This is a genomic window from Ohtaekwangia sp., assembly GCF_036568665.1.
Taxonomy (GTDB): Bacteria; Bacteroidota; Bacteroidia; order Cytophagales; family Cyclobacteriaceae; genus Ohtaekwangia.
The window spans coordinates 1-22,484 of the sequence record NZ_DATCSD010000311.1; the positions used below are offsets into that span (position 1 = coordinate 1).

The window sequence follows — 22,484 nt, forward strand, 5'->3', positions numbered from 1 at the left end:
GCATGAAAGTGGTCATGAAAAAAACCTGCAACCGCCTGCTTATCACCGAATAATTTTATTTTGCTATTACGACATTCCCGAACCCAATCTATCACCTGGTGCATGGAAGGTTTCAACTCACGCATGTTGAAATCAGCAGTAGATATCGTTAAAAAATTGCTTGATGTTTCCACAGGATCAAAAATTTATAAAGCAATTTACTATTCGTGCATATCAGTCACCAGTTAATTCTAAAGATTAAATTTTTTCAGGAAAGCGATCAAAAGTTTGCATGGAATGTTTTTCGTAACTGTTTGACATAGCAATAGATATGCACCTGATTTTTTTATATCAAAAAAAATTTCACGCAACGTTGTTTCTTTTCGATCTATACATTTCAAAAAAAATCATGTTAAATAAAAGTTATGATGAAGGAAATCGTAAACGAACGCTCAACAGAAAATTTCTTTTAATTTTTTTACTACACATTCTTGATAATTACTCCTTCCATTACATACTTTTGACTTGTTATTACTCCATCTTCTTGCCAAGGAAGAAAACAAAAGCAGAGAGTACTTTAGGCGAAAGAAAATCTGCTTTTTTTATTATCTTTCCTGAAACACATCTGCCAGCAAAATAAATTCCGGTAGTATCTATATGAAAGCAAGATACCTCTCCCTCTATATCGTCTATACTCTAATATTTGCTTCTGCCTGCACTACATCTTCCGACAAAAAAGAAAATGAATTACGCAAAGCGCTGGATACATTAACCTATACAGAGGCAGATTACGATTCGATGCGAGCGTACTATCAATCGAACAGCAACATTCAATCTATACTTCACGAACGAATAAACGAAGGCGACACGAACGCGATCAAAATCAAAAATCTTCTGGAAACTCCGTATGCATTACGAAATAAAACCGGAATACCCGATACTACATTGCGCGTAATGATGTTCACCTACCGTGCTTCCAAAAAAGTATTACATCACTTCGACAGCATCAACCGATCGCTGCAAAAACTTAAGAATGATTCGAGTGTAATAAAACTTGACAGCCTGATCAAAAAAATAGAACAGTTAAAAAAAGGTCTGAAAGAAAATTAAGCTCACAACAGTATTTCTTTCACGAGGCATGGCAAAAAAAATTATTGATGGAACCGGGGCGTGGAACTACTACTGCATAATGAATTACAAAGGGTCTTCTGAATATACTAACTATAGTAATCAGAAAGATTACAACGAATTGTAATCTTTCCGTTAATTCTAAATTATTTATTTCGATGCGGCATATATAGCAGCAAACACCCTGGCAAAATCACCAAGCTTTACTTTCCCAAATGCTGCCGGGCGGTTTTTCCAATAGTCCTCTGTCATTTTACCCGTATGGAGCGCATTCCCCATCTCGGTATAATTTACAGCAACTTCTTTTGACAAGCCTGCCTGCAACATCCCCTGCTGTGCCTGATCATCCGGGAATTGCACCCACTTCAGATCCGGCTTGCCAATAGCACTACCAATCGTTTGAGCAATGGCATCCGTAGAAATTTCGTCACTGGCAATATAGCGTACACTATGGCCGGTAAATTTCAACGAGATAAGTTCTTCAAAAGCTACAGCCGCTATATCCGATGGATCAACGATCGGGAACTGATTATTGCCAATGGAAAAATTACCGCCCATAATACCGGCATGTTTGATCAGCCCTATATTAGACAACAGGTTCTGATAAAAATACGCAGGACGAAGATGTAGTATATTTACTCCTTGAAGTGTATTCAAGGCGCGCTCTGCCAGGTATAGTCCGCTAACAGGTCCGCATCCGTCTGGCATGTGTGCTCCTACACTGCTCAGGTTTACCACATGCTTAACCTTCGAGCCCTTGATCGCTGCCGCAAAGTTCTCACCTATACTACCGATATACTTCTTCCACTGGTCAGCATCCCACTTCGGAGGTATCATGGTATAGATAGCATCGGCTTCCTTGAAAGTCTTTGTGAGAAATACTACATCTTCTACCGATCCGATAGCCGCAGTTGCACCGGCTTGTGTGAGTTCCTTCAGGTTGTCTGCGTTTCTTCCTATTACGGTAACACGCTTGCCGGCAGCCAGAAGGCTCCTGATCAACGGGGCTGAGATATTACCCGCTCCGCCTGTTATTACATAATTCATGGTATTGTGGTTTATGTTTGTATATACAAATATGAGTACAAAAAAAATTCAGTCCTTCAATCTATCGGCAACATCAACCATATTCAATGCCAGGCGTGTACTCTCCTGTGCACCGAGTATAGCTGCATAATTAGCAAAGAACTCCCGCTGGCAAGCCTGTAGTTTCGGCAATAGATTATTACCCTTGGTGGTAGGGTATACATTGGTAATTTTACCTTCGGTGGTACGGTATAAAAGTTTTTTACTCTCCAGTTTTAAAATGAGTCTTGTTACCGTGCTGGGTGTAAGATGCAAGCAAGACGCGATCAACGTAGGCTGAATGCCCGGCTGCTCAATTACCAACATCAGTAAATACCCATGACTGGGCGTAAGATCAACCTTACTCCAACTCTCCTGTGCCAGCTTCTCCGTTTTCCGCGCCAGTGCATTGGCCGAAAAATACAGGCACTTCCGGTATTCGTTCTCTAACTTTTTCAAATCAGAGTAAAATTACAACCCGATACTTGCATATACAAACATCACAGAGAATTTATAAAACAACTCTCCTCAACGCAGAAGACATGTGCGTCTGAACTTTTGAACAAATCAAATTGAACTTTACAACAAAGACCCCTATTGCTTCACTGCCGACCTTTGTATCGGTAATTACTACAATGGTTAGCAGTTTATGAAAGACGTGAATAATAAGAAGGGCTTGTCGCAACCGAAGATCCGGTTCAATCACTACACCGGTAACAACATGGAAGGTGAAGCCTTTGTATCTGATCATATCTTCAGCTATATAATTTCCGGTACGCATGATACGTGGGTCGGAGATAAACTATATTCGTTTCAGGCTGGTGATTATCGGTTCTTCCGAAGAAATCAGTTGACAAAATATAGCAAGAGGCCCGCACAGGAAGGTTTCAAATCTATCGCGGTATATATTGACCAGAACACCCTGAAAGAAATAAGCCATGAACATGGCCTGACCGCTGACACTCCCTACATCGGGAACGACATACTGCTGTTAAAACGCAATCAGTACCTTGAAAGGTATATAGATTCACTCATGCCCTATATCAACAGCAAAAATGAGCGCAACGAAAAAATAGTTTTATTAAAAGCGAAAGAGCTGATACTCCTGCTGCTTGAAACAAACCCTGCGCTGAAAGAGATGTTGTTTGATTTCAGCGATCCGGGAAAAATAAACCTAGAAGCTTTTATGAATACACATTACCGGTATAATGTAGGCATCGATCGTTTTGCCTTTCTCACCGGTCGAAGTCTCTCGGGATTTAAGAGAGACTTTGAAAAATTATTCAACACCACACCAGGCAAGTGGCTTGTTCAGAAAAGACTTGAAGAAGCACATTACCTGATTGCAAAAAAGAATAAACGCCCTTCTGAAATATACCTTGACCTCGGCTTTCTGGATCTCTCCCATTTTTCTTTTGCCTATAAGAAAGCTTTCGGAACAGCGCCAACCAGGGGATAGAAGACTATAAACGAGAACAGTCAATTTCAAAAAGAATATAATTATGGATTTACAATTAAAAGGAAAGAGAGCCCTGGTAACCGGCTCAAGTTCAGGACTTGGTGAAGCTATTGTAAAAATGCTTGCTGCCGAAGGTGTATATGTAATCGTGCATGGACGTAACGCAGAACGCACCCGCCAGGTTGCTGAATCGATCATCAAAGCCGGTGGTATAGCCGACATTGCTATTGGTGATTTAACTACGGATGAAGGCGCTGATGCTGTTGCTGTCGCTGCACTAAAAAATGGTTCGATCGATATACTCGTAAACAATGCGGGGTTTTATGAACACAAATCATGGACAACCACTACAGCAGCCGACTGGATGGAAGTATATAATACCAACGTAGTTTCGTATGTGCGAATGATACAACGCCTGTTGCCCCAAATGAAAAAGAATAAATGGGGACGCATGATTCATATAGGCGGTGGACTGGGAATACAACCGATTAAAGATCAACCGCACTATAACGCAACGTTAGCCGCCCGACATAATCTCTCTGTTTCATTAGCAAGAGAACTTAAAGATACGGGTATAACATCCAATGTTATTTCACCGGGTGCCATTATGAACGACTCCGTAGAGAAGTGGCTACTAAGCGCAGCACCTAAAAACGAGTGGGGAAATACACTGCCAGAAATTGAACGAAACGCAGTAAAAGAACTTGTTCCCAATGATGCCGGAAGATTCGGTCGCCCCGAAGAAATTGCAGCTGCCGTTTCATACCTGGCAAGTCCCTATGCAGACTATATCAGTGGTGCCCTGATACGCGTTGATGGCGGTACGGTTCGATCTGTTTAGTAAACTATATATAGAAGCATCGATAAATATTTTTCGCATAACTTATCGATGCTTCATTTTAACTCATTCCTAAAGAGACTGCAAGTCACGCTTTTACCAGCGTAAGTACAATTCCATCACCGGAGGAAATTATAAGCTTATTATTCTCAAATGTAAAAGAACCGTTGCCTATCCAAAAAGCGTTATAGATTACTCTTCCTAAGTTGCCTCTAGTAAAATTTGGATTGTAACTTCTGTGGCTTATCCAACCCAATTCTATATAATTTTCTGTAGTGCCTGTAAGAAAATAAAACCCTTGATAAGGAGGCTGTACAAAATATGGAGAATTGCTATCCCTTACATTACTGGATATAGAAAACATGCCTCTATAACCACGTTTCTCTTTTTTTAATTTTAGAAATTTGATTTTAAAACAGCTATCACTTGCAACATTAAACACATATTTCATTGAGTCAGATTCGATCTTTTCAATCTTCCATATTGTGTTTTCAATGTCAAAAGTATTTTGATCTCTAAATTCAGATGAGATGCTGCAAATAAACAACAATGAACCTATCAGTATTTTCATAACATACATCTACTGTAACTCAACTGGGCCATTACATATTGTTATTTCATCGAAGAGCACCTTCTTTATCTTAAAGTTTTCAAAGACTTCCTTAATCCTTTCACTAACTATCAAAAGGGGCCTTGCATATCTAATAACTCTATTCCCCTCAGCTTTAATATTGGATAGTCCCATACATTCCCAAGTATGAAAAATATCAGATTGATTTAAAAAATTACTATCAACGCCATTGTAATGAAATTTTAATGGCACTATATATGTTTGTATTCCTTTCTCAAGGTTTCCTATAATTACATCATTAAAGAAATCATTCTGTTTACAAACAGGACATTGACCTTCTATAGTTAGCCCTTGTGAAAAGGGTTGCATCCTCGGGAAGGATAACTTAGGATTTACACAAAAAAGAGGCAGCTCCTGCCCTTTTCCATCCGACACTAAGGACACATCATTAACTATCGCACCATTTTTTATTATGGTCTCATACAGTTTTTTAGAGATAATGTTATCTCCATCCAATGTATATAGACAATCATTAGTGGCATTTTTCAAACCTTTAGTATATAGTTTCCCTATAAGCACTGCACCCGTTCCACAACTTTTACATGCATTGCTTAAGTCATAGGTGCTACCCATCCCTTCACCGCTTTGTCCTTTATGGACAGACCTATGTGACAAAATGTAGTATTTCATATTTTAAGATTCTGATGCTTTTAACCATTCCGGATATGCACTATAAACCTTCTGGCGAGCATTCATAATTTACCCAGTTGCATAGGCCGCTCTGAAAGGTAATAAATCACGTGATTCCTTTATTACCGCTATTCATTTTATATTATTTAAAAGGATTAGTGCCACTGGCAATAGGCATACGTAGCAGAAGTGCCGTTTTTATCTTCTACAGTTCAATCAACCTTACCCCTGCATCTTCAAATACCTTTAAGGGTATCGAACCAAAAAAACGCCTGTCGAAAAATCCAGATGAATCTTTGGCTTTACTCTCTATCATTGAGTAAAGCTTATCGTAAACCGGAAAGACCTTGTCATCTGACCTTACTAGCGGTGAATAGTAAGGATTATATGGTCCATAATTCTTTTTAATCACCCACTTTCCATTTAACTCAATTCTTAGTTGCTCACCCATAAGAGCTCCAAGCGCAATAACTGTTAAAGGATATCCCGGTTCGTCTTTCGACACTTTCAAGTAGTAACTCTGTATGGTTTCTCTATTCAATTCAATAAAATTGAATTTGTAGCGGTTGTTGAGATACCCTTGGTAGTAGCTGATGTTTGACCCAATGTTTTTCAATCTATTCGTGTCGTGATCTTCTAATTGCTTATCATAGTTTTCAATTGGAAAGCGATCCTCTGAGACGTATGCATCAAAACATCCTTGATCGCGAAAGACCAAGCACTTTGGTGGATCGGCACTAGGGAAAGACGGGAATAATACGATTTGCCCAGTATTTAACTTATAGATGAAGGCATGGTTGGTTTCCATCTGATAGTCGAAGTCTCTCATTGGATCTTTGTGATGATCTGCCAACAGCTTTTGAAATGTTGAATATTCTATTATATCGACACAATCCATAGAAGAAAAATTTAGTTGGCATAATATACAATTCGTACAGCGTGCGCAATTGGTAATCAGAGAGACCCAACGATGAGAACATCAAACCACTCGGATCAGTAAATACAACGGGGTTGTTACCGCATAGGCAAAAGGCGAAGTTGCATTGTCCTGATAAGATAATGGATCTACCTGGAAGAATCTACCCAACGAAGCATCATAGTTTCTGAAAGGTAAATCATAAAATCCACTTGTCTGATTTAACTCAGATCCTTCATTATATAAAAACTTATTCGAAGAGTTGTCGCGTGTCCACGAGTCAGCAGTTTGTAAACCGAACGGGTAATACTCATTATATTGTATAACATTGGTAGGTGTATACGTCATCGTAATATCATCGAAGTATACATCAACCGCTGTCGCATTCTCGTTAGAGATATATAGGAAAGCATATCCTTCTTTCTTAACAGTATAATTTGTTGAAAGTAGCACATAGTTTCCTTCTGTTCCTGCAAGTTGGGCATAGGCTACATCGAGGAAATTATAATTCTTATCAAAGAGTATAATATTTACAAAAGCTTTCGGATCAGTATTATCGTTGCTGCCATCGCCATATCCACCGGCTGCGAGTGCCCCCCATGTCTGCAAACCGGCTGCGGCCGTAGAAATCCATTGCGAGATAAGAAAATTGAAAACATTTCGAGCACGTTTATACTGAAGGGGCTTCTATTCCTAGAAATCCAATCACTTCGCTTTCAACTTGTTTTACTGATTTGTCAGGATTGAAATAGAATTTAAATCTCACAACACCCTTATTCATAAACCAACAAACAATCTCATTATTTGATTGTGGAAATTCGATCTGCTCTTTGTTCAACAATTCATAACTCGGGAAGTGTTTTAAGAAACTAGTCATGTCCTTGCGCGCACTTTTCAAGGAATCAATTTCTTCCGGCTTAGATAGAATAAGAAACGAGCTATTGTCTTTCAATGACGATAAGAAGTAACAATACTTGTATTTAACTTCTTCTATCGTGTGTTCGTCCACTGATAGATAGAGATTGAATGCTTTAACATCAATAAATTTTGCGTCTTGATTTTTAAAGTCACCGGTTTGCTCCCGCCCGTCCTTAAACATAAATGGGTAAGCTTTTAAAAATATATCTTCTCCCTGCTTACGAAGAATAACAAAGTTTGCATGCGTGGGACTCAATTTGTCCGTTACATTTAAGACCACCAGGTCTTCTCCACGGCTTTCGATTTCTTCAATGTCAAATCTATTTCTGTACGATGCTGGTATAATTTTTACCAGCTTTAAAATAGCATTATGCTTATCGTAAGCTTTAAAAATTTTGAATTCTATTGACTTAACAGGTCTCAGTAGTATCCATGAGATGAAAAGTGTGATCGCTATGGATGCTGTTAAAAATCTTTTCTGTTTTATTGTCATATTCTTTTTTAAATGTTACGGTTTGCCCCACGATCCATTTCCCCAAATGCTGTTATTAGCCACCTGCTCTTTTTCTCTAAGATTAAATCCCATTCCTTGAGCATATTGATAGTCATAATCCATAACAGTTGGATCACCGGTTGTATTTCCCTCTGCATCATGAGTGAATCCAAAAAAAGCGTGGCCAATTTCATGCAAAGTTGTATTTACATAAGCCCACGTTGCCACCACGGCTCTAATAGAAAGTGGATTCAACCCGTTGTAAATTATGATTGAATTAGGATCATTGAGATGAGAGAAAGCCCCCGCATCAATTGGATCGCCTGTGTGATAATTTGAAATACTTATTGTCGCAGTGGGAGAATTATTCCACCACGCTGATAATCTATCCGACATGCTATACTGCTTCACTTGAACATTGGGATTGAACCCGTTCTCCACCAGTTTCTGCTGAAGCTGGTCAAAGTATTCCTGTTTATTGAAGCCATGCGGTGTCACTGCGAAATTTATGAAAATTATTGGAGGCCCTCCTGTCGGAGAGCCACTTCCTCCCCAATTTCCTTGCGGCTTACCTCCACTTGTTTCTGCAGGACCGCTCTTTACTTGCTCAAATGGTGATCGACCTGTTCCCGGAGTATAATACCACTCATATCCTACAATTCCTATTTCCTGATAGTTATAGCCATCAGATTCATATCGCGGTTTACGTCCTTCTATGTACCCTAATATAGGTCTGCTTGACCAACTTCCCCACATATTACCAGTACCCCCTGCATCAAAACCTTTTCCTGCTGCATACTCAATTACATTCTGCGAAGCCCAGTCGTCATAATTCAAATAGCTGGCCATATCTCTGCGGTATAGCATACGCAATTGATAATCAGAGAGACCCGTAGATGAGAACATCAACCCACTCGGATCAGTAAACACAACGGGATTGTTACCCGCATAGGCAAATGGAGAAGTAGCATTGTCCTGATAAGATAATGGATCTACCTGGAAAAATCTTCCTAACGATGCATCATAATTCCTGAAAGGCAAATCATAAAATCCGCTTGTTTGATTTAACTCAGATCCTTCATTGTATAAGAAGTTGTTCGAAGAGTTGTCGCGTGTCCACGAATCAGCGGTTTGTAAACCGAAGGGGTAATACTCATTATACTGTATAACATTAGTCGGTGTATACGTCATGGTTATATCATCGAAGTATACATCTACCGCTGTGGAGTTTTCGTTGGAGATATACATATAGGCATATCCCTCTTCTTTTACTGTATAATTAGCAGAGAGCAAGGTATAGCTTCCTTCGGAGCCTGTCAGTTGTGCATAAGCTATATCTAAGAAATTATAATTCTTATCGAAGAGTATAATATTGACAAAGGCTTTCGGATCGGTATTATCGTTGCTGCCATCGCCATATCCACCGGCTGCGAGTGCGCCCCATGTCTGCAAACCGGCTGCGGCTGTACCTGTTTCTCCTGCTACCGGGGCCGAGAGGCCAAAGGCACTTAACAATGCAGAAGCAAAACCGGAAAGCTGACTTTCATTGCTGGAGAGATTTCTGAACATCGCATACGCATCGATCTTTACCTGGTCGCCCGAATATACTTTATAGCTCTTGGCAAGACCTACCACGCCACTATACCCACCGTTGAGCAGAGGTCCATATAAAAAAATGGCGTACTTACTATACCCTCTTCTGATAAGTGTTCTATTAATATTGCCGAATTATCAGTTTAGTGGGAATGGAGATAATGGAATCGCATGGGATATTGAAAATACTTGACTCTGTCAGAGAATTACTCTATAACGAAGTGAACTATGTTTGAGATAGCGCAACCTTGGTAGAGATCCGCGTTATAGATTTTCATATCCTGCTTTATCTGTGTTTCTCCAATACGATTTTTCCAAATCCCTTCTCCAGAAAAGTAGATTAGCTTAAAATAATATCTCCCCTCTTTAAGATTAAAGTTGCTTAGATCTATATTCCAGTGTACCGAAATATCGCCCCGAACCTTGACTACTCTAGTCCCATCAAGTAATTGCTCTCGTCCTTGATCAAGCAATTTTTCGAGTTGCTCTTCTGTCTGCGGCACATCAAGAGTTGAATCGTGAACTCTGAAAATAGGATACTTTCGCTCGTGGTTTTCATTAAAAACCATTAAAGCTAATCCGGCTCCGACACGTGTCAAATCACACACTCGCTCTTCAGTAACAAGATTTTGAACCAAGTGACTCCCTATAGCATACAGTAGTAAATTACTATCACCATTATTCTTGCAATCAAGCACAATGGACATCCTTTGATCACTTTTTGGGATGTGATTGAAATCATCCTGTTTTACTTGGATCTGAATATTTTGCGTTAGGGCTGGTGGCCTCAACGACACAAATAGAACTATTGATAGAAACTTTAAATAAGTCATATTCTAGTTTATCATAGATCACCCGATTCCTTAATTGAGTACGTATAACTCTTATCTCCTCTTAAACACAATAACAGAACTGACGTCCCGGAATAAAGACCTATAGATTGTTCATCTTCTATTGAAGTCCTTGTGAAGAACAGGAATAGGCCAAAACGATCATTACAAAGAATAAGAACTTACGTAAAAGAGAGAAGATTTCAAGTACCACTTTATTTTCTAATTGCTTTTTTAAGCTTTTTTATTTCCTCCAGACGAATCCTAGCCAAATCGCGAGTCGTGTATTTCATATAGGGTATAACAGGAAAAACAGAATATATGTCATTTTGAAAGAGTTTCTTTACTTCTTCGGGTATATATAGTTTATCGTAATTAGTATTCTTATTCGAAATAATCCACTCCAAGACATCTTCTCTGAGTACTCTCGACAAAATTATCTTTCTCATCGAAATCAACTCATCAGGATCATCCGTTAAGCAAGGGTATAGATGATCCCTATGCTTCCAATCGAACAAGTAATCACCTAAGAAAACAGGTAATTGTTTTGGATTAGTTATAAAATTTAATGAGTCCGCATAGCGATTTAAATTTATATCAAATCCCATCCAGCAATTTGATCTTTTTGATGGTTCTTTTACTTGTGCTAATAGGCTTCTACTAGTAAATAAAAGTGGAGTCAATAGAATAATTATTCGGAACGTTTTCATTACCATTTTAGCTTTATTTCAACTTTACCATTATTATACTTCATATCATAATCTGGAGGCAAAAATTGAGAAGATCTCTCATTAGCATCTCTCTCTTTATCCTTATTGTCCTCCAACATAAGATCAACGAAATCCAATAGGGAATAAAAATAATTTTTTAAATCATCTCCTGAACGCTCATCAGTACTTACTGCATCAAGAAAATTCATTTCTTCAATTATTGTTTCAAGTTGCAATCCATGCACCAATTCATGTGCGGTGATTTCATACTCGATATCTGGATTAGCCAACAAGAAATCTGGATTTTCAAAGTATCTCACACTAAATAATATATCGATATGAATCTCGAGATGAAGACTTCCATCTTCCCGTTCAGTCAATGTAGATTGTGAATGGTTAATGCGCGTTCTGGCAAATTCTACAATGGGTATATTCATCTCAGATCTGTAAGTATAGATAAAAGAAATGCTTCCAGGAGGGCGAGTGCCTCCCCAATTCCCTTGCGGCTTACCTCCGCTTGTTTCTGCAGGGCCGCTCTTTACTTGATCAAACGGTGATCGACCTGTTCCCGGTATATATGTCCAGGTGAAACCATACTCCGGGTCGCCTGTACCATCTGGTTCGTAGCGTGGTTTTCGGCCGCCTTTCATATATACACCCGTTATCTCCCATCTTCCGAACATATTACCAGTACCCCCTGCATCAAAACCTTTTCCTGCTGCATACTCAATTACATTCTGTGAAGCCCAATCATCGTAATTCAAATAACTTGCCATATCTCTCCGGTATAGCATACGCAACTGGGAATCAGAGAGACCCAACGATGAGAACATCAAACCACTCGGATCAGTAAATACAACGGGGTTGTTACCCGCATAGGCAAATGGCGAAGTTGCATTGTCCTGATAAGATAATGGATCTACCTGGAAAAATCTGCCTAACGATGCATCATAATTTCTGAAAGGTAAATCATAAAATCCACTTGTTTGATTCAGCTCGGAACCTTCATTGTATAAGAAGTTATTCGAAGAGTTGTCGCGTGTCCACGAATCAGCGGTTTGTAAACCGAAGGGATAATATTCATTATACTGGATCACGCTTGTTTTTGTATGCGTTACCGTAAAGTCGTCAAAATATACAAAGTTATTTGAATCATCGTCATAGCTGAGCCAGGTATATATATAGCCTTCTGTCTTGATTAACTTTGTCGGGAAAGAGAGTTTTTGTTTTGTAAAGGTAGTATTCGGAGCCAACTGCCAGCCGGCATCCAGAACATTATAATTTTTATCAAATAATATATAGTTCAGGTATGCAGCAGGCCGCGAGTCGCCCTGATTGCCCCCGGTGTTAAATGCTGTTATGGCTGCATTCACGCCATTATATATAGTACCACTTTCACCTGCGGCACCGCTTACACCTCCAAAGGCTCCCGCTATATTGGTAATGAGTGTATTAAGTGGTGTGCTGGTCGTACCAAAACCGCTGGTACCCTCGTGGTATTCCCACACTTCAATATCAACCTGATCTCCAGGATATACATGTATACTTCTGGCCGGACCGGTTTTATAGGTTTGATTCACACGAATTACCTTGCTTCCACCAGATGTATGATTGGCACTTCCGAACGATACAACATTAGAAGCATTCACATTGAGATACTGCGAAGTGCCGTCATTGCTATCACCTTCAAAAGTAGCGGTTGGTGCAGAAGCAGCCGGGGTTACGGAACTGAACACTACCCGTGTATTTCCCTGATGATCGGCTATAGCATATTGATATTCATAGTTACTTCCGTTCTTTACAATGCGACCCTCCGGAGAGCCGAAATAGCTCATGGTATTATTGGTATAAACAAAGCCATGCACATAATCGGTTACGGTAGTGGTGCTGTTTACCGTGGCGGTCATCTTTAGTTTATTACCGTTGGCATCATAGGTATAGCTGATAGTGCGGCCATCGGTAAAGGTTATCTGTTGTGCGAGTCCCAGCACGTTGTAGGTAATGGCCGATATACCTTTATTCTGATCGCTCGTTACGTTGCCGTGGGCATCGTAGCTATACTCTGTAGTGGCGTTGGCACCATCGCTAAAGCCGGCTGAGCGTGCTGTAGCATCCGTTACTTTGGTGAGCTGGTTGCCGTTGTTATAGGTATAGGTAAGGTTATCGATAAGCTGTGCCGTGCTGGTTACCGTGGTGCCACTCAGGCCGCGCTGGTTCTGGTTGCGTTGCAGGTGCAGTATATTTCCGTTATAATCATAATCTATACTTTCATTCAACGTGTTCTGCTCCTGGTTCCAGGCGGTAGTTCCGTATTGCTTAAAGGCAGCAGCCTGAAGTTTGTCGGTTTTATCGTAGCTATAGGTATAGCTGCGCTGGCCGCTGGCTGCACTGGTGTTATCTATACCTTTCCACTTCACGGCACTTACGTTGCCATTGTACAGGGGCGTGTTTCCCAACCCGGAAGCATCGCTGGTATTATAGAGCAGTTCCATACCAAAGTAATCGTTGGTATCGTGGTTGGTTACACCACCATCATCGGTAAGCTGTGCATTGTTAATGGTGGTGAGCTGGCCGTTAACATTGTAACGGTAATCTACATTCTGTAAAAAGGCTGAGCCACCGGTGTTATGCAGTTGTTTGGTTACGATCTGGCCGAGTTCATTAAATTCATATTGCGCTACAAGCCGGTCTGTTCCACCATTGATATTGTGCTTTATACCACTAATGTGTTTGCCCAGCGCATCGTATACCGGTGTTTGTACAATAGCCACTGCGTTGGCTCCGCCTCCGTTGTGATCGTTTTTGGTCTGTGTTACCTTCCCTTCAAAATCATATACTACACTGCTCTTGTCAATGGTTGTAAGGTTCAGGTGGTTATTGGTTTGTGTTTGTATAGTCCTTCCGAAGTTATCATAAAACACAGCCGCGATCAGCCAGTTGGTGCTTCCTAAAATCAGTCTGCGGTTTCCGGTGGCTTGCCCGCGGGTATAGGGAGTAGCAGTTGTTGGTAAACCGGAAAGATGCGCGGCATCGTAGGTATAGTCTGCTGTGCCGTTGTTATCAAAATCGTAATCGTCAAAGTAATTTACATTCAGCACTTCCAATGCAGAGCCGCTGGCGTTGGTAGTCGGGAAGCTTTGGTTGGTATAGCCATAGAGTGTAGTGCCGCGTGTTTCATAATATATAGTGCTGCCGCTATACTGTGCATCCAATAAAGATTGTATAGCGCTGAGAGTCGTAGCGGTGGTGTTGGTATAGAGTCCGGTCATTACCGCACGGCCCTGTATATCATACTTTACAAAAGCCCACTTGTTAGAAGGGCGCAGGTTAGCGTCCTGCATCAGCACCAGCCTGTTCAGTTTATCATAGCCATAGTATAGCCAGTCCTGCCCGGGAGTTTTCTTTTGCGTGAGTCGTCCGCGGCTGTCGTATACAAACTGGTGAAAGTGCTGGTCGAGTATCGCTTGTGTAACTACCCAGTTGTTGGCTTTCCACGCAGCTATACCACCGGGCGGCACGATATAGCGCAGGTGGTTCAGGTCGTCATATATATAGTAGGTGGCGAGGTAATCTACGGTTGTACTGTTAATGGTTCCATCCAGTTGCTGCTTGCTGGCCAGCGTGCGGCCGAGTGCATCGGTAAAGGTGATAGTCTTGTGGCCGTTGGCATCGGTTGTTTGTGTACGCACCAGCGTATTATCGGCATAGTGCTGGTCGTTGCCGGTTCCTATAGCGAGCGGGTCGGCCGTAAATTTATATACTTCATCACTGCTTACTGCTATCGCATTGTAGCTATAGGTTGCTGTTGTGGTGTGACCGGTTCCCAACTGAAAATCCTGCCCGACACTTCCCTGTTCCAACGGCCGGCCCAGCGGAGAAGCTTCATACGCTGTATTGGCAAATGCAAAGTTATCGTTCGCTACTTTGTCGTTGGCTGTAGTATAGAATGCGGACTGATCGATCGGGTAATTTTCCTGGAAACCTGTGGTGTTGCTGATGGTATAGGGTAAATAGGTTTTGGAAGCTCTTCCGTAGGCATCGTACTCTACCGGCTGTACGAGATCATTTTGCTGCGCACTCGCTTTTTTTGCGATTACCTGTATGGTGCGCGATAGCCCATCCATATACGAAACGGTAACAGCTTTCTGCAATGTGTTGTTCAGTTGATCAATGGCACCGTCATACGTTTGGCCCTGCACGCGAATAACTTCTTTTGTTACACTCACAGGCGAAATAACCGAAACGCGTGTAGCCATGATCGGCACTCTGGGCGATTCGCAGAGTGTCGCTATATCTTTAAAGGATATATAGTATGCATCCGGATCATCGAAGGCTGTATTCTGATAGGTGTCGCCTGTGCTTAATGGTGTCGGTGAATTATCAAAAAGATACCATTGTGCCTGCAGTCCGGAAGGCACCAGTATCTTAAACAACGCAGCGCTGTGGCCATAGGCCAGGTTGGTGCTGGGGTTAGGTTGCGTAGGTATATTGTTGATGTTTACCGTGGCTGTAACGGGTGTTCCTGTACAGGCACTGGTATAGGGTGTAATGGTATAGGTTACGGTTCCGGCATTTACTTCATCTGCATTGCTATAGGAGCCTGCTATACTATTTCCCGGACTGGTAGTAGAGGGTGTGATCGCTGCATTGAAAGAATCGGTTGTCCACGAAAAATTAGTACCGGATACATTGTTCGGATTCGTGATCGAAAAACTCGCAGTGCTGCCGGAGCAGATTGTTTGACTGGCCGTAGCTACAGCAGCATTGGGTGTCAGGTTAAAAGTAACATTTACATCATCGGTGGATGCCGGGCACGGACTATTCGCGATCGTCCAGCGCAAGGTATAGGCTGCGCCTGCTGTACCGCTGAAGGTTGAGGCCGCACTGGAAGCACTGCTGAATGATCCGCCTGTGCCGCTTACAACGGTCCAGCTACCCGTTCCGGCACTCGGTGTATTACCGGCCAGTGCAATGCCTGTAAGCCCGCACGTGGCAGCACCGGTCAGGTCTGCTCCTGCATTGGCCGTTGTCGGATTTTTACTGAGCTGAACGGTAACATCATCGGTTGATACAGCACACGGTCCGTTGCTGATCGTCCAACGCAATGCATAGGTATTTCCTTCTGTACCGGTAAAGGTTGCTGTCGGACTTCCTGCATTGGAGAACGAACCACCGGTGCCACTCGCTATACTCCAGATACCGGTTCCTATAGCAGGACTATTACCGGCCAGTGTTACGCTGCTCATACCACACGTAGCAGCTCCGGCTATATCTGTACCGGCATTGGATGCACTGGGGATCTTGTTAAACGTTACCAGCATTTCATCGTTCAGTACGCATACCCCATACGTTGTTTTCCATACTACACAATAAGCTCCACCAGCAAGACCGGTAAAGGTTGTACTCGCGCTGGAAGCATTGCCGAGCGAACCACCCGCGCTACAATCACTACCAATTACCCACATACCCGTTCCGAGTGCAGGTGTGTTGGCCGACAGACTTACGCTGGTTAATCCGCAGGTTGATGCACCCACCTGGTCGGCACCGGCATTGGGTGCTGTAGGATTTTGATTGAGTGTAATGGCAACATCATCTGTACCGGTACAGGTACCGTCTGATACAGTCCACCGTAACACGTACGAAGATCCGGCAGTACCGCTAAAGGAAGATGCAGCATTGGTTGTACTGCCAAACGATCCGCCCGTGCCGCTTACAACGGTCCAGCTACCGGTTCCGGTAGCACCTAACGTAACACTGGTTAAACCACACGTAGCAGCACCTGTCTGATCGGCACCTGCATTGGATGTGGGGGGGGTTAATATAGTGGCTGTGGCTGTTACTTTACTGCTCTCGCAACCTGTTGTGTTCTGCACAAAGGCTGCATAGTAAGTAGTAGTGGCGGATAGGCTTGGCGTTGTAAACGTGTTGTCGTCACCGGTAGCGGCAATGAGGTTAGGCGTTGCTGTGTTATACCAGCGCGGAAGATACCCGCTGGGTAAAGTAGTGGTTGATAATGTAACAGCACCCGGCCCGCAGTGACTGCCATTGTTTACTACGGGAGCCGTGATTGCAGAACAACTGTTAACGGTGATCGTATAGGTTGTAATTGTTCCGTTAATGTCTTGCAACGTTAATGTACCGGCACCGGTAGAGGTAGCGGTAACATTCGCATAGTACGTTGTTCCGGAGACGGAGGTGGTTATGGTGCCTTTGGTAAAAGTCCACTTCGGACTTTGAATAACAGACCCGTTGGTATAGGAATACGTGTGTACTGAATTGAGCCCGACCTTTGCCGGCCCTACAATAGACTGCGCCTTTATAACGAGAAAGGTAAAACAGAAAAAAGCGGTGAGGTATATATTTTTCATTCGTGAAATGTCTCTGACTATACTGACCATTTATTGAACTTGAACATCGGAGATAGAAAACAGGAGATCGAGATCGGTTACTCCATCCGTTCGGGTCTTCAGATGAATCGTAATGCTGCCGCCACTTCGTGAAAAGGTAAAGCTGCCGGTGAGTGCGCTGCCTGCCGATACCTGGTAGGTTACTTCTCCGTCTTCTGTTACAGAGGTCCATGTGCCGGAAGTACTGGTTACAGTATAATGATAACTTCTGCCGCTTTGCACCCAGTCTACCGATTGATCGGCATTGGTGCGAAAGCTGCAGGTATAGACTATATCTCCGTGATTGAGATTATCGCTGGCCTTTACCGAGTTCCATTGCAAATTATCCTGCAGTATATTCTGGCTATACCCGGCCCATGATATAGCCAGGAAGAGAAATGTATATATAGTTGATCTCATGAAGCGCTTGTCAATTAATTATTGGTAATGGTCACGGTAAGAATATCGGAATCAGCGGTTCGGCCCTGGCTATCGGTAATGGTACACATGATATCAAAGCTCTGGCTGTTTATATCAATCTTTTGAAAAGGAAGTGTATCCACATTGGAGCCTGTAGTATTCCACGTGGTTGTTCCTACAATGCGCTTCTTCCATTGGTAATTGGTAATGGCATAGCCATACGAATTGGTAACGGAATTTACTTTAAACGCTACCCAGTTATCGGCCATGGTATTGGTAAAGCAGGTAAAGCTGCTGGTAACAACACCGTTCACAAAATTCTCTACACCGCTGCCGCAGATAGTAGTTTGCAGGGGCGCTAACCCGATCGTAAAATTCAAGGTATAGGATACGGTTGAAAAATCAGGATGTGTTACCCGTACAACTACCGAGTAATTACCTACTTCAGAGTATAGATGTGCCGGCGAAGTATTGCTTGTGTTCGGAGTGGAGAAGCCATTGCCATCACCAAAATCCCAGGAATACATTTCACCACTGATACAACTGTTATTATCGGCTATAAACTGGATGGAGTTGTTTTTATAGTAAGGCGCTGTTTTATCAATGATATTGGCTATGAGTTGAGGCAATACCTGGCCCGTCATAGTATAGGTATATCGCTGGCGTATATTCCGATCCTGGTCCAGGATCCATTTCGCACGGCCCAGTGCATCATACGTAGTATAGGCTGTCATGCCGGAAGGATCGGTTGCCGAGTTTACGCCAAAAGGCATATCGTATGTAGCGGTAGAGATCGCAGCATAATCCGGGTAGAAGCCTATATCATCCAGCGCAGGCAGTAAGGTTGATGACGAAGCCGAAGGCTGCGTAAGCGATTGCCCCTGCACTTCAATGGTAAATGTTGCCGGCATGGACGATACATTGATGCGCTGTGTAAAGTACTGATAATTTGCGCTGTTCAATGTATAGGTATAATTATTCGAAGACAGCACCGTGCCATTGCTATCTTTCAATCGCACCTGGAGTGTTATACTGGTGCTGGCCTGGTTCTTTAACCAGAACGACAACAGGTAATAATTAGCGGCAGCTGGTTTGGCAATGGTTCGCGTAAGCGTTGCGTACGGATGGATCGCATTTATACCGGTACGCCCGCTTCCATAATATGCGTTGGCTGCTGTAAACTCCGCTCCCGTAGTAGTTTCAAAATCCGAGAAACCAATGTTAGCCGTTTGTGCATTGCTGAACTTCGCTACGGGCACACGATTATTATAGCCCCATAGGGTACCCGTTGTAATGCGGTCTTCGCCGGTAGAACTCAATGCAAAATCGCGGGTGTTGTATTCGTTAATCGTTCCGACCGTTTCATAGCGCGAATCGTTGGTAAATGTATTGTTACTCACACCGGATACTGTAAAATCACTGACGGGTGCCTGTGGCCGGAATGCCATCTGGTACCGGATCAGCGGTTTGTTATAGGTATAGGGTTCAAATTTCACGAGGGCAGCCCCGGTCGTTTTTTCACTTCCGCCCGGTAATTGTATCGTGCTGATCTGCTCGATAACGGTTGCTGTTCGGTTAGCCGTTTGCAACGCCTGTATCATTTGCATCGATACATCGGCCGGTGCACTTACCGGGTAATCAGGAGTATATTTAAACAATGTACCATAGATCGTTCCATCGGGCGCTGTCTTGTTTACCCGGCTCACCAGCTTATGGTATGCACTTCCATAAATATAGTTTGTACTGGAGGTTACATGTTTGGCAGCGTTGTTCTCATCGTATGTTGTGATCGTTTCTGTAGCGAGAACTTTGTTTACGCCCGTGAGCAGCACATAACGACCATACAGGTATATAGCATCGGTGCTGTTGGCAAACTTATCGTATGCCAAGGCAATTACATTGACGGGCTGCGACCCGGATTTATATACATACTGATAGGTATTCTGCGTGAGTCGAACCAGTGTTCCGGCTTCATTATACTCCGACTTGGTTTGTAACAGGCCGCGTTCATAGTCATAGTATACCTGTGGAAAAAGTGCATAACCGCCAGCTTCTCCCTGTGGTATAATATTCATGGAAGGACAGTTTGACGGGCGCGCAAATTTTGTAACCGTAGGCGTCCAGTCCGTAGCCGTTGCACCGGTGGCAGCATCGCCATATGCAGCGGGGGCAGCAAAATCAACGATAGCTTTACCACTGCCCGGTCGCGACACGGTTACGCGGCTATAGCCTACGCTTGATCCCTGGGTATAGTCTTGTGCGCTTACATCAAAACTCGTCACCACTGTAAGGCCACGCCATTTTGCTGTGGTGTTTGTATACGAGCTATAGGATTTAGTATATCCCGGGTAGAGTCCATTATTTCCCCAGGTAGGTGTAACGTTTTGCCAAACAGGTAAAGCAAACGAAGGTCGGCTGATCAAGCGGCCGGAAGAAAATCCGTCCGCACGAACATAGGAGAATACTTTTGTAATGTTCGCGGTTGGATTAACACCATCGTAGTAGACTACATTCTTTATTCGCACACCGCCACCCAACTGATCTTTACCGGCTCGTGCATCATAATATTTATTTGCTTCAAACTGCAAATCCATTTCTCCCCCGCCCGGATATACCAGTCGCGATAAAGTTCCGGTTACAATTGCGTTGGCATCCGGCATGCGATTGGCATCACCATCCAGTGTTACCTTCGTTCCGGAATACGATGGTATAGGATAGAGTCTGTATCGTTCATTAGCCGGTTCGTCAGGGTATATATAAATGGTTGGCAGAAAGGTTGGCGATTGTCCGCCGGTAGTGAGTGTGGTATTCCTGGCGCCATTATAAAATCCCCAGAAATCAATACTGGATGTACCTCCGGAAGGATAAGCGCTTTGGTTGGTATAGTATAGCGTATAGGGCGGCATTTTGGTACAGCCACCGCCATCCGACTCCTGAACAGAAATGAGGAAACCGGAAGAATATTGTAAAGAGAATGTTTTAAAATTGGGAGAAGACCGGACCGGGTCAAAGATTTTTATACCAGCGTTACGATCGCAGGTAGCATATATACCGGAAGAAGTAGTAATGGTTGAGAGTACTTTGGCTGTAGTGGTTGCCGATTCCACCATGAGCCAGTAGTTCAGTTTACCAATTACTTCTCCTCCGCCCAGATTCCACGAAGCATCAAATATTTTTGCCTCGCGTGTATCAGATCCTGTCGTAATTTTTGAGGTATAGGTATAGGTTATACTGGCTCCGGCAGGCGACAACACATTGCTAAGCATCCAGTTAGGAGCATAGCTCACGGCTTGTTTGTATAGCTGATAGTCGCGCTCCAAAAGACTGAGCGCTGTTTGATCGGCTCCATCCTGCGAGTAACTGCCGGATTTTGTTACAGTTCTGGTAACATTGCCGGCTTCATTCAAAGTATATATTACGCCTTTATTGGTTGTAATCGTCCACCCGGTAATCGTCATATCCGAAGGAGCACTTCGGTAGGTTGGCACAATGCGTATATCCTGGTACGGCACCAGGTTGACAGCGCCATCATTACCAAAAACAAAATGCCCCGAGTATCCTCCTACCGAATAGCTGAAGAAGTCTGGCTCGGTGTCGCGTATATACCCGAGGTTATTAATAAAAGTCTGATCAGCCTGTTCGTCTGTACAAGTAGATGCACTCAGGTCAGACGAATTACCAAACGTGGTGACATAAGAAGCATTGCTATTGTAAAGCCAGCCTTTTCGTGTGTCACCTCCTGTACCGATAAAGTCATCCGGAAGTCCTCTCACCTCACGCGAAACCATTTGATTCGCTGACGCAAGATCCCACCCTATACCATACGCATGCGAACCACCCAGGTTTACATCGTTTACATTATATATAAGCTTTAATGGCTCCTGAAGATCACCATCGCTCAGTGTATATAGATCTATAAATATACCGGGAGAACCGGTATACATATTTACCGGGATTTCGCCTTGAGAGAATGCATTAAAAATAAAAAATTGAAAAAACAGCGCAACGCAGGAGAATTTTTTCATCTACTACAGGTTAGGATTTATCTATACTATAAAAAAAGCCCTACTGCCGAGCTCATTATAAAATGAGTCGCACGAGTTGGGCTTTCGGGTGCTAACATACTATATTTTTTGCCACGCTATAAAAAGGGGCGAATAAATTATACAGAACACGTTAGCGCTTAAAGGAATTTTTAAGATATATAGAGGAAAGACCAGTGCTATATACCTAACGATGAGCCAAATATATACCCTGATTTATACTGACAGTAAAAAAAATTACAGGTATCAGGAACTTAACCATTACATTACTACCCCGATACCTGTCTAATCCGCGACTCTCCAAATACTATGTATCACAACTAACATCGTCCCACGGCTGGTCCATATAATTTATCAGCCAGTTCAGAGCATAATGTCGTTCGTATACTACACTGGGGTGTACTTCTTCGATCGGTCGTTGGTTGATGCGTGCATCTACGCAAGC

General features: G+C 42.8%; 17 protein-coding genes. 3 read left to right on the forward strand and 14 right to left on the reverse strand.

Features of this window, described 5'->3' with window-relative positions:
- Positions 1–636 precede the first annotated feature (636 nt).
- On the forward strand, positions 637–1,089 hold the full coding sequence (locus VIN08_RS16910; protein ID WP_331967414.1) for a hypothetical protein: 453 nt from the start codon (positions 637–639) through the stop codon (positions 1,087–1,089).
- A gap of 168 nt (positions 1,090–1,257) precedes the next feature.
- Here the strand turns inward: VIN08_RS16910 and VIN08_RS16915 are convergent, their stop codons facing one another.
- Both VIN08_RS16915 and VIN08_RS16920 read right to left on the reverse strand, forming a co-directional pair.
- Positions 1,258–2,154, reverse strand: coding sequence for an NAD(P)H-binding protein (locus VIN08_RS16915; protein WP_331967416.1), 897 nt, complete (start codon positions 2,152–2,154; stop codon positions 1,258–1,260).
- Positions 2,155–2,202: 48 nt separating this feature from the next.
- Entirely contained in the window at positions 2,203–2,631 is a 429-nt protein-coding gene (locus VIN08_RS16920) for a MarR family winged helix-turn-helix transcriptional regulator (RefSeq protein WP_331967418.1), read from the reverse strand.
- Positions 2,632–2,821: 190 nt separating this feature from the next.
- Between VIN08_RS16920 and VIN08_RS16925 the strand changes: the two genes are divergently transcribed.
- Both VIN08_RS16925 and VIN08_RS16930 read left to right on the forward strand, forming a co-directional pair.
- A complete protein-coding gene (locus VIN08_RS16925; protein WP_331967420.1) occupies positions 2,822–3,631 on the forward strand; it encodes an AraC family transcriptional regulator in 810 nt (269 codons plus the stop codon).
- Between the two features lie 43 nt (positions 3,632–3,674).
- The gene (locus VIN08_RS16930) at positions 3,675–4,472 is read left to right on the forward strand and encodes an SDR family NAD(P)-dependent oxidoreductase (protein ID WP_331967422.1); all 798 of its coding nucleotides are present in this window, start codon (positions 3,675–3,677) and stop codon (positions 4,470–4,472) included.
- 85 nt (positions 4,473–4,557) lie between these two features.
- Here VIN08_RS16930 and VIN08_RS16935 read toward each other — a convergent pair whose 3' ends face one another.
- The 12 genes from VIN08_RS16935 to VIN08_RS16990 all read right to left on the reverse strand — a co-directional run.
- Positions 4,558–5,040 carry a hypothetical protein gene (locus VIN08_RS16935; protein ID WP_331967424.1) on the reverse strand — a complete coding sequence of 161 codons (483 nt, stop codon included), beginning with the start codon at positions 5,038–5,040 and terminating at the stop codon, positions 4,558–4,560.
- Positions 5,041–5,049: 9 nt separating this feature from the next.
- Entirely contained in the window at positions 5,050–5,730 is a 681-nt protein-coding gene (locus tag VIN08_RS16940) for a hypothetical protein (RefSeq protein WP_331967426.1), read from the reverse strand.
- A 205-nt stretch (positions 5,731–5,935) separates the two neighbouring features.
- Entirely contained in the window at positions 5,936–6,628 is a 693-nt protein-coding gene (locus VIN08_RS16945) for a hypothetical protein (protein WP_331967427.1), read from the reverse strand.
- Between the two features lie 81 nt (positions 6,629–6,709).
- A complete protein-coding gene (locus VIN08_RS16950; RefSeq protein WP_331967429.1) occupies positions 6,710–7,255 on the reverse strand; it encodes an RHS repeat-associated core domain-containing protein in 546 nt (181 codons plus the stop codon).
- Between the two features lie 61 nt (positions 7,256–7,316).
- Positions 7,317–8,057 (reverse strand): hypothetical protein, encoded by a 741-nt coding sequence (locus VIN08_RS16955; protein ID WP_331967431.1) that lies wholly within the window; start codon positions 8,055–8,057, stop codon positions 7,317–7,319.
- A gap of 15 nt (positions 8,058–8,072) precedes the next feature.
- On the reverse strand, positions 8,073–9,692 hold the full coding sequence (locus VIN08_RS16960; protein WP_331967433.1) for an RHS repeat-associated core domain-containing protein: 1,620 nt from the start codon (positions 9,690–9,692) through the stop codon (positions 8,073–8,075).
- Between the two features lie 164 nt (positions 9,693–9,856).
- Positions 9,857–10,483 (reverse strand): hypothetical protein, encoded by a 627-nt coding sequence (locus VIN08_RS16965; protein WP_331967435.1) that lies wholly within the window; start codon positions 10,481–10,483, stop codon positions 9,857–9,859.
- A 212-nt stretch (positions 10,484–10,695) separates the two neighbouring features.
- Complete coding sequence (locus VIN08_RS16970) at positions 10,696–11,190, reverse strand: hypothetical protein (RefSeq protein WP_331967437.1); 495 nt, start codon at positions 11,188–11,190, stop codon at positions 10,696–10,698.
- The gene (locus VIN08_RS16975; RefSeq protein ID WP_331967439.1) at positions 11,190–17,558 is read right to left on the reverse strand and encodes a DUF6443 domain-containing protein; all 6,369 of its coding nucleotides are present in this window, start codon (positions 17,556–17,558) and stop codon (positions 11,190–11,192) included. Before VIN08_RS16975 ends, VIN08_RS16970 begins: the two co-directional genes overlap by 1 nt.
- Before the next feature lie 30 nt (positions 17,559–17,588).
- Positions 17,589–17,996 (reverse strand): hypothetical protein, encoded by a 408-nt coding sequence (locus VIN08_RS16980; protein WP_331967441.1) that lies wholly within the window; start codon positions 17,994–17,996, stop codon positions 17,589–17,591.
- 14 nt (positions 17,997–18,010) lie between these two features.
- Complete coding sequence (locus tag VIN08_RS16985; protein ID WP_331967443.1) at positions 18,011–22,021, reverse strand: PKD domain-containing protein; 4,011 nt, start codon at positions 22,019–22,021, stop codon at positions 18,011–18,013.
- A gap of 325 nt (positions 22,022–22,346) precedes the next feature.
- A partial coding sequence (locus VIN08_RS16990; protein ID WP_331967445.1) for a DUF4272 domain-containing protein occupies positions 22,347–22,484 on the reverse strand: 138 nt, incomplete at its 5' end.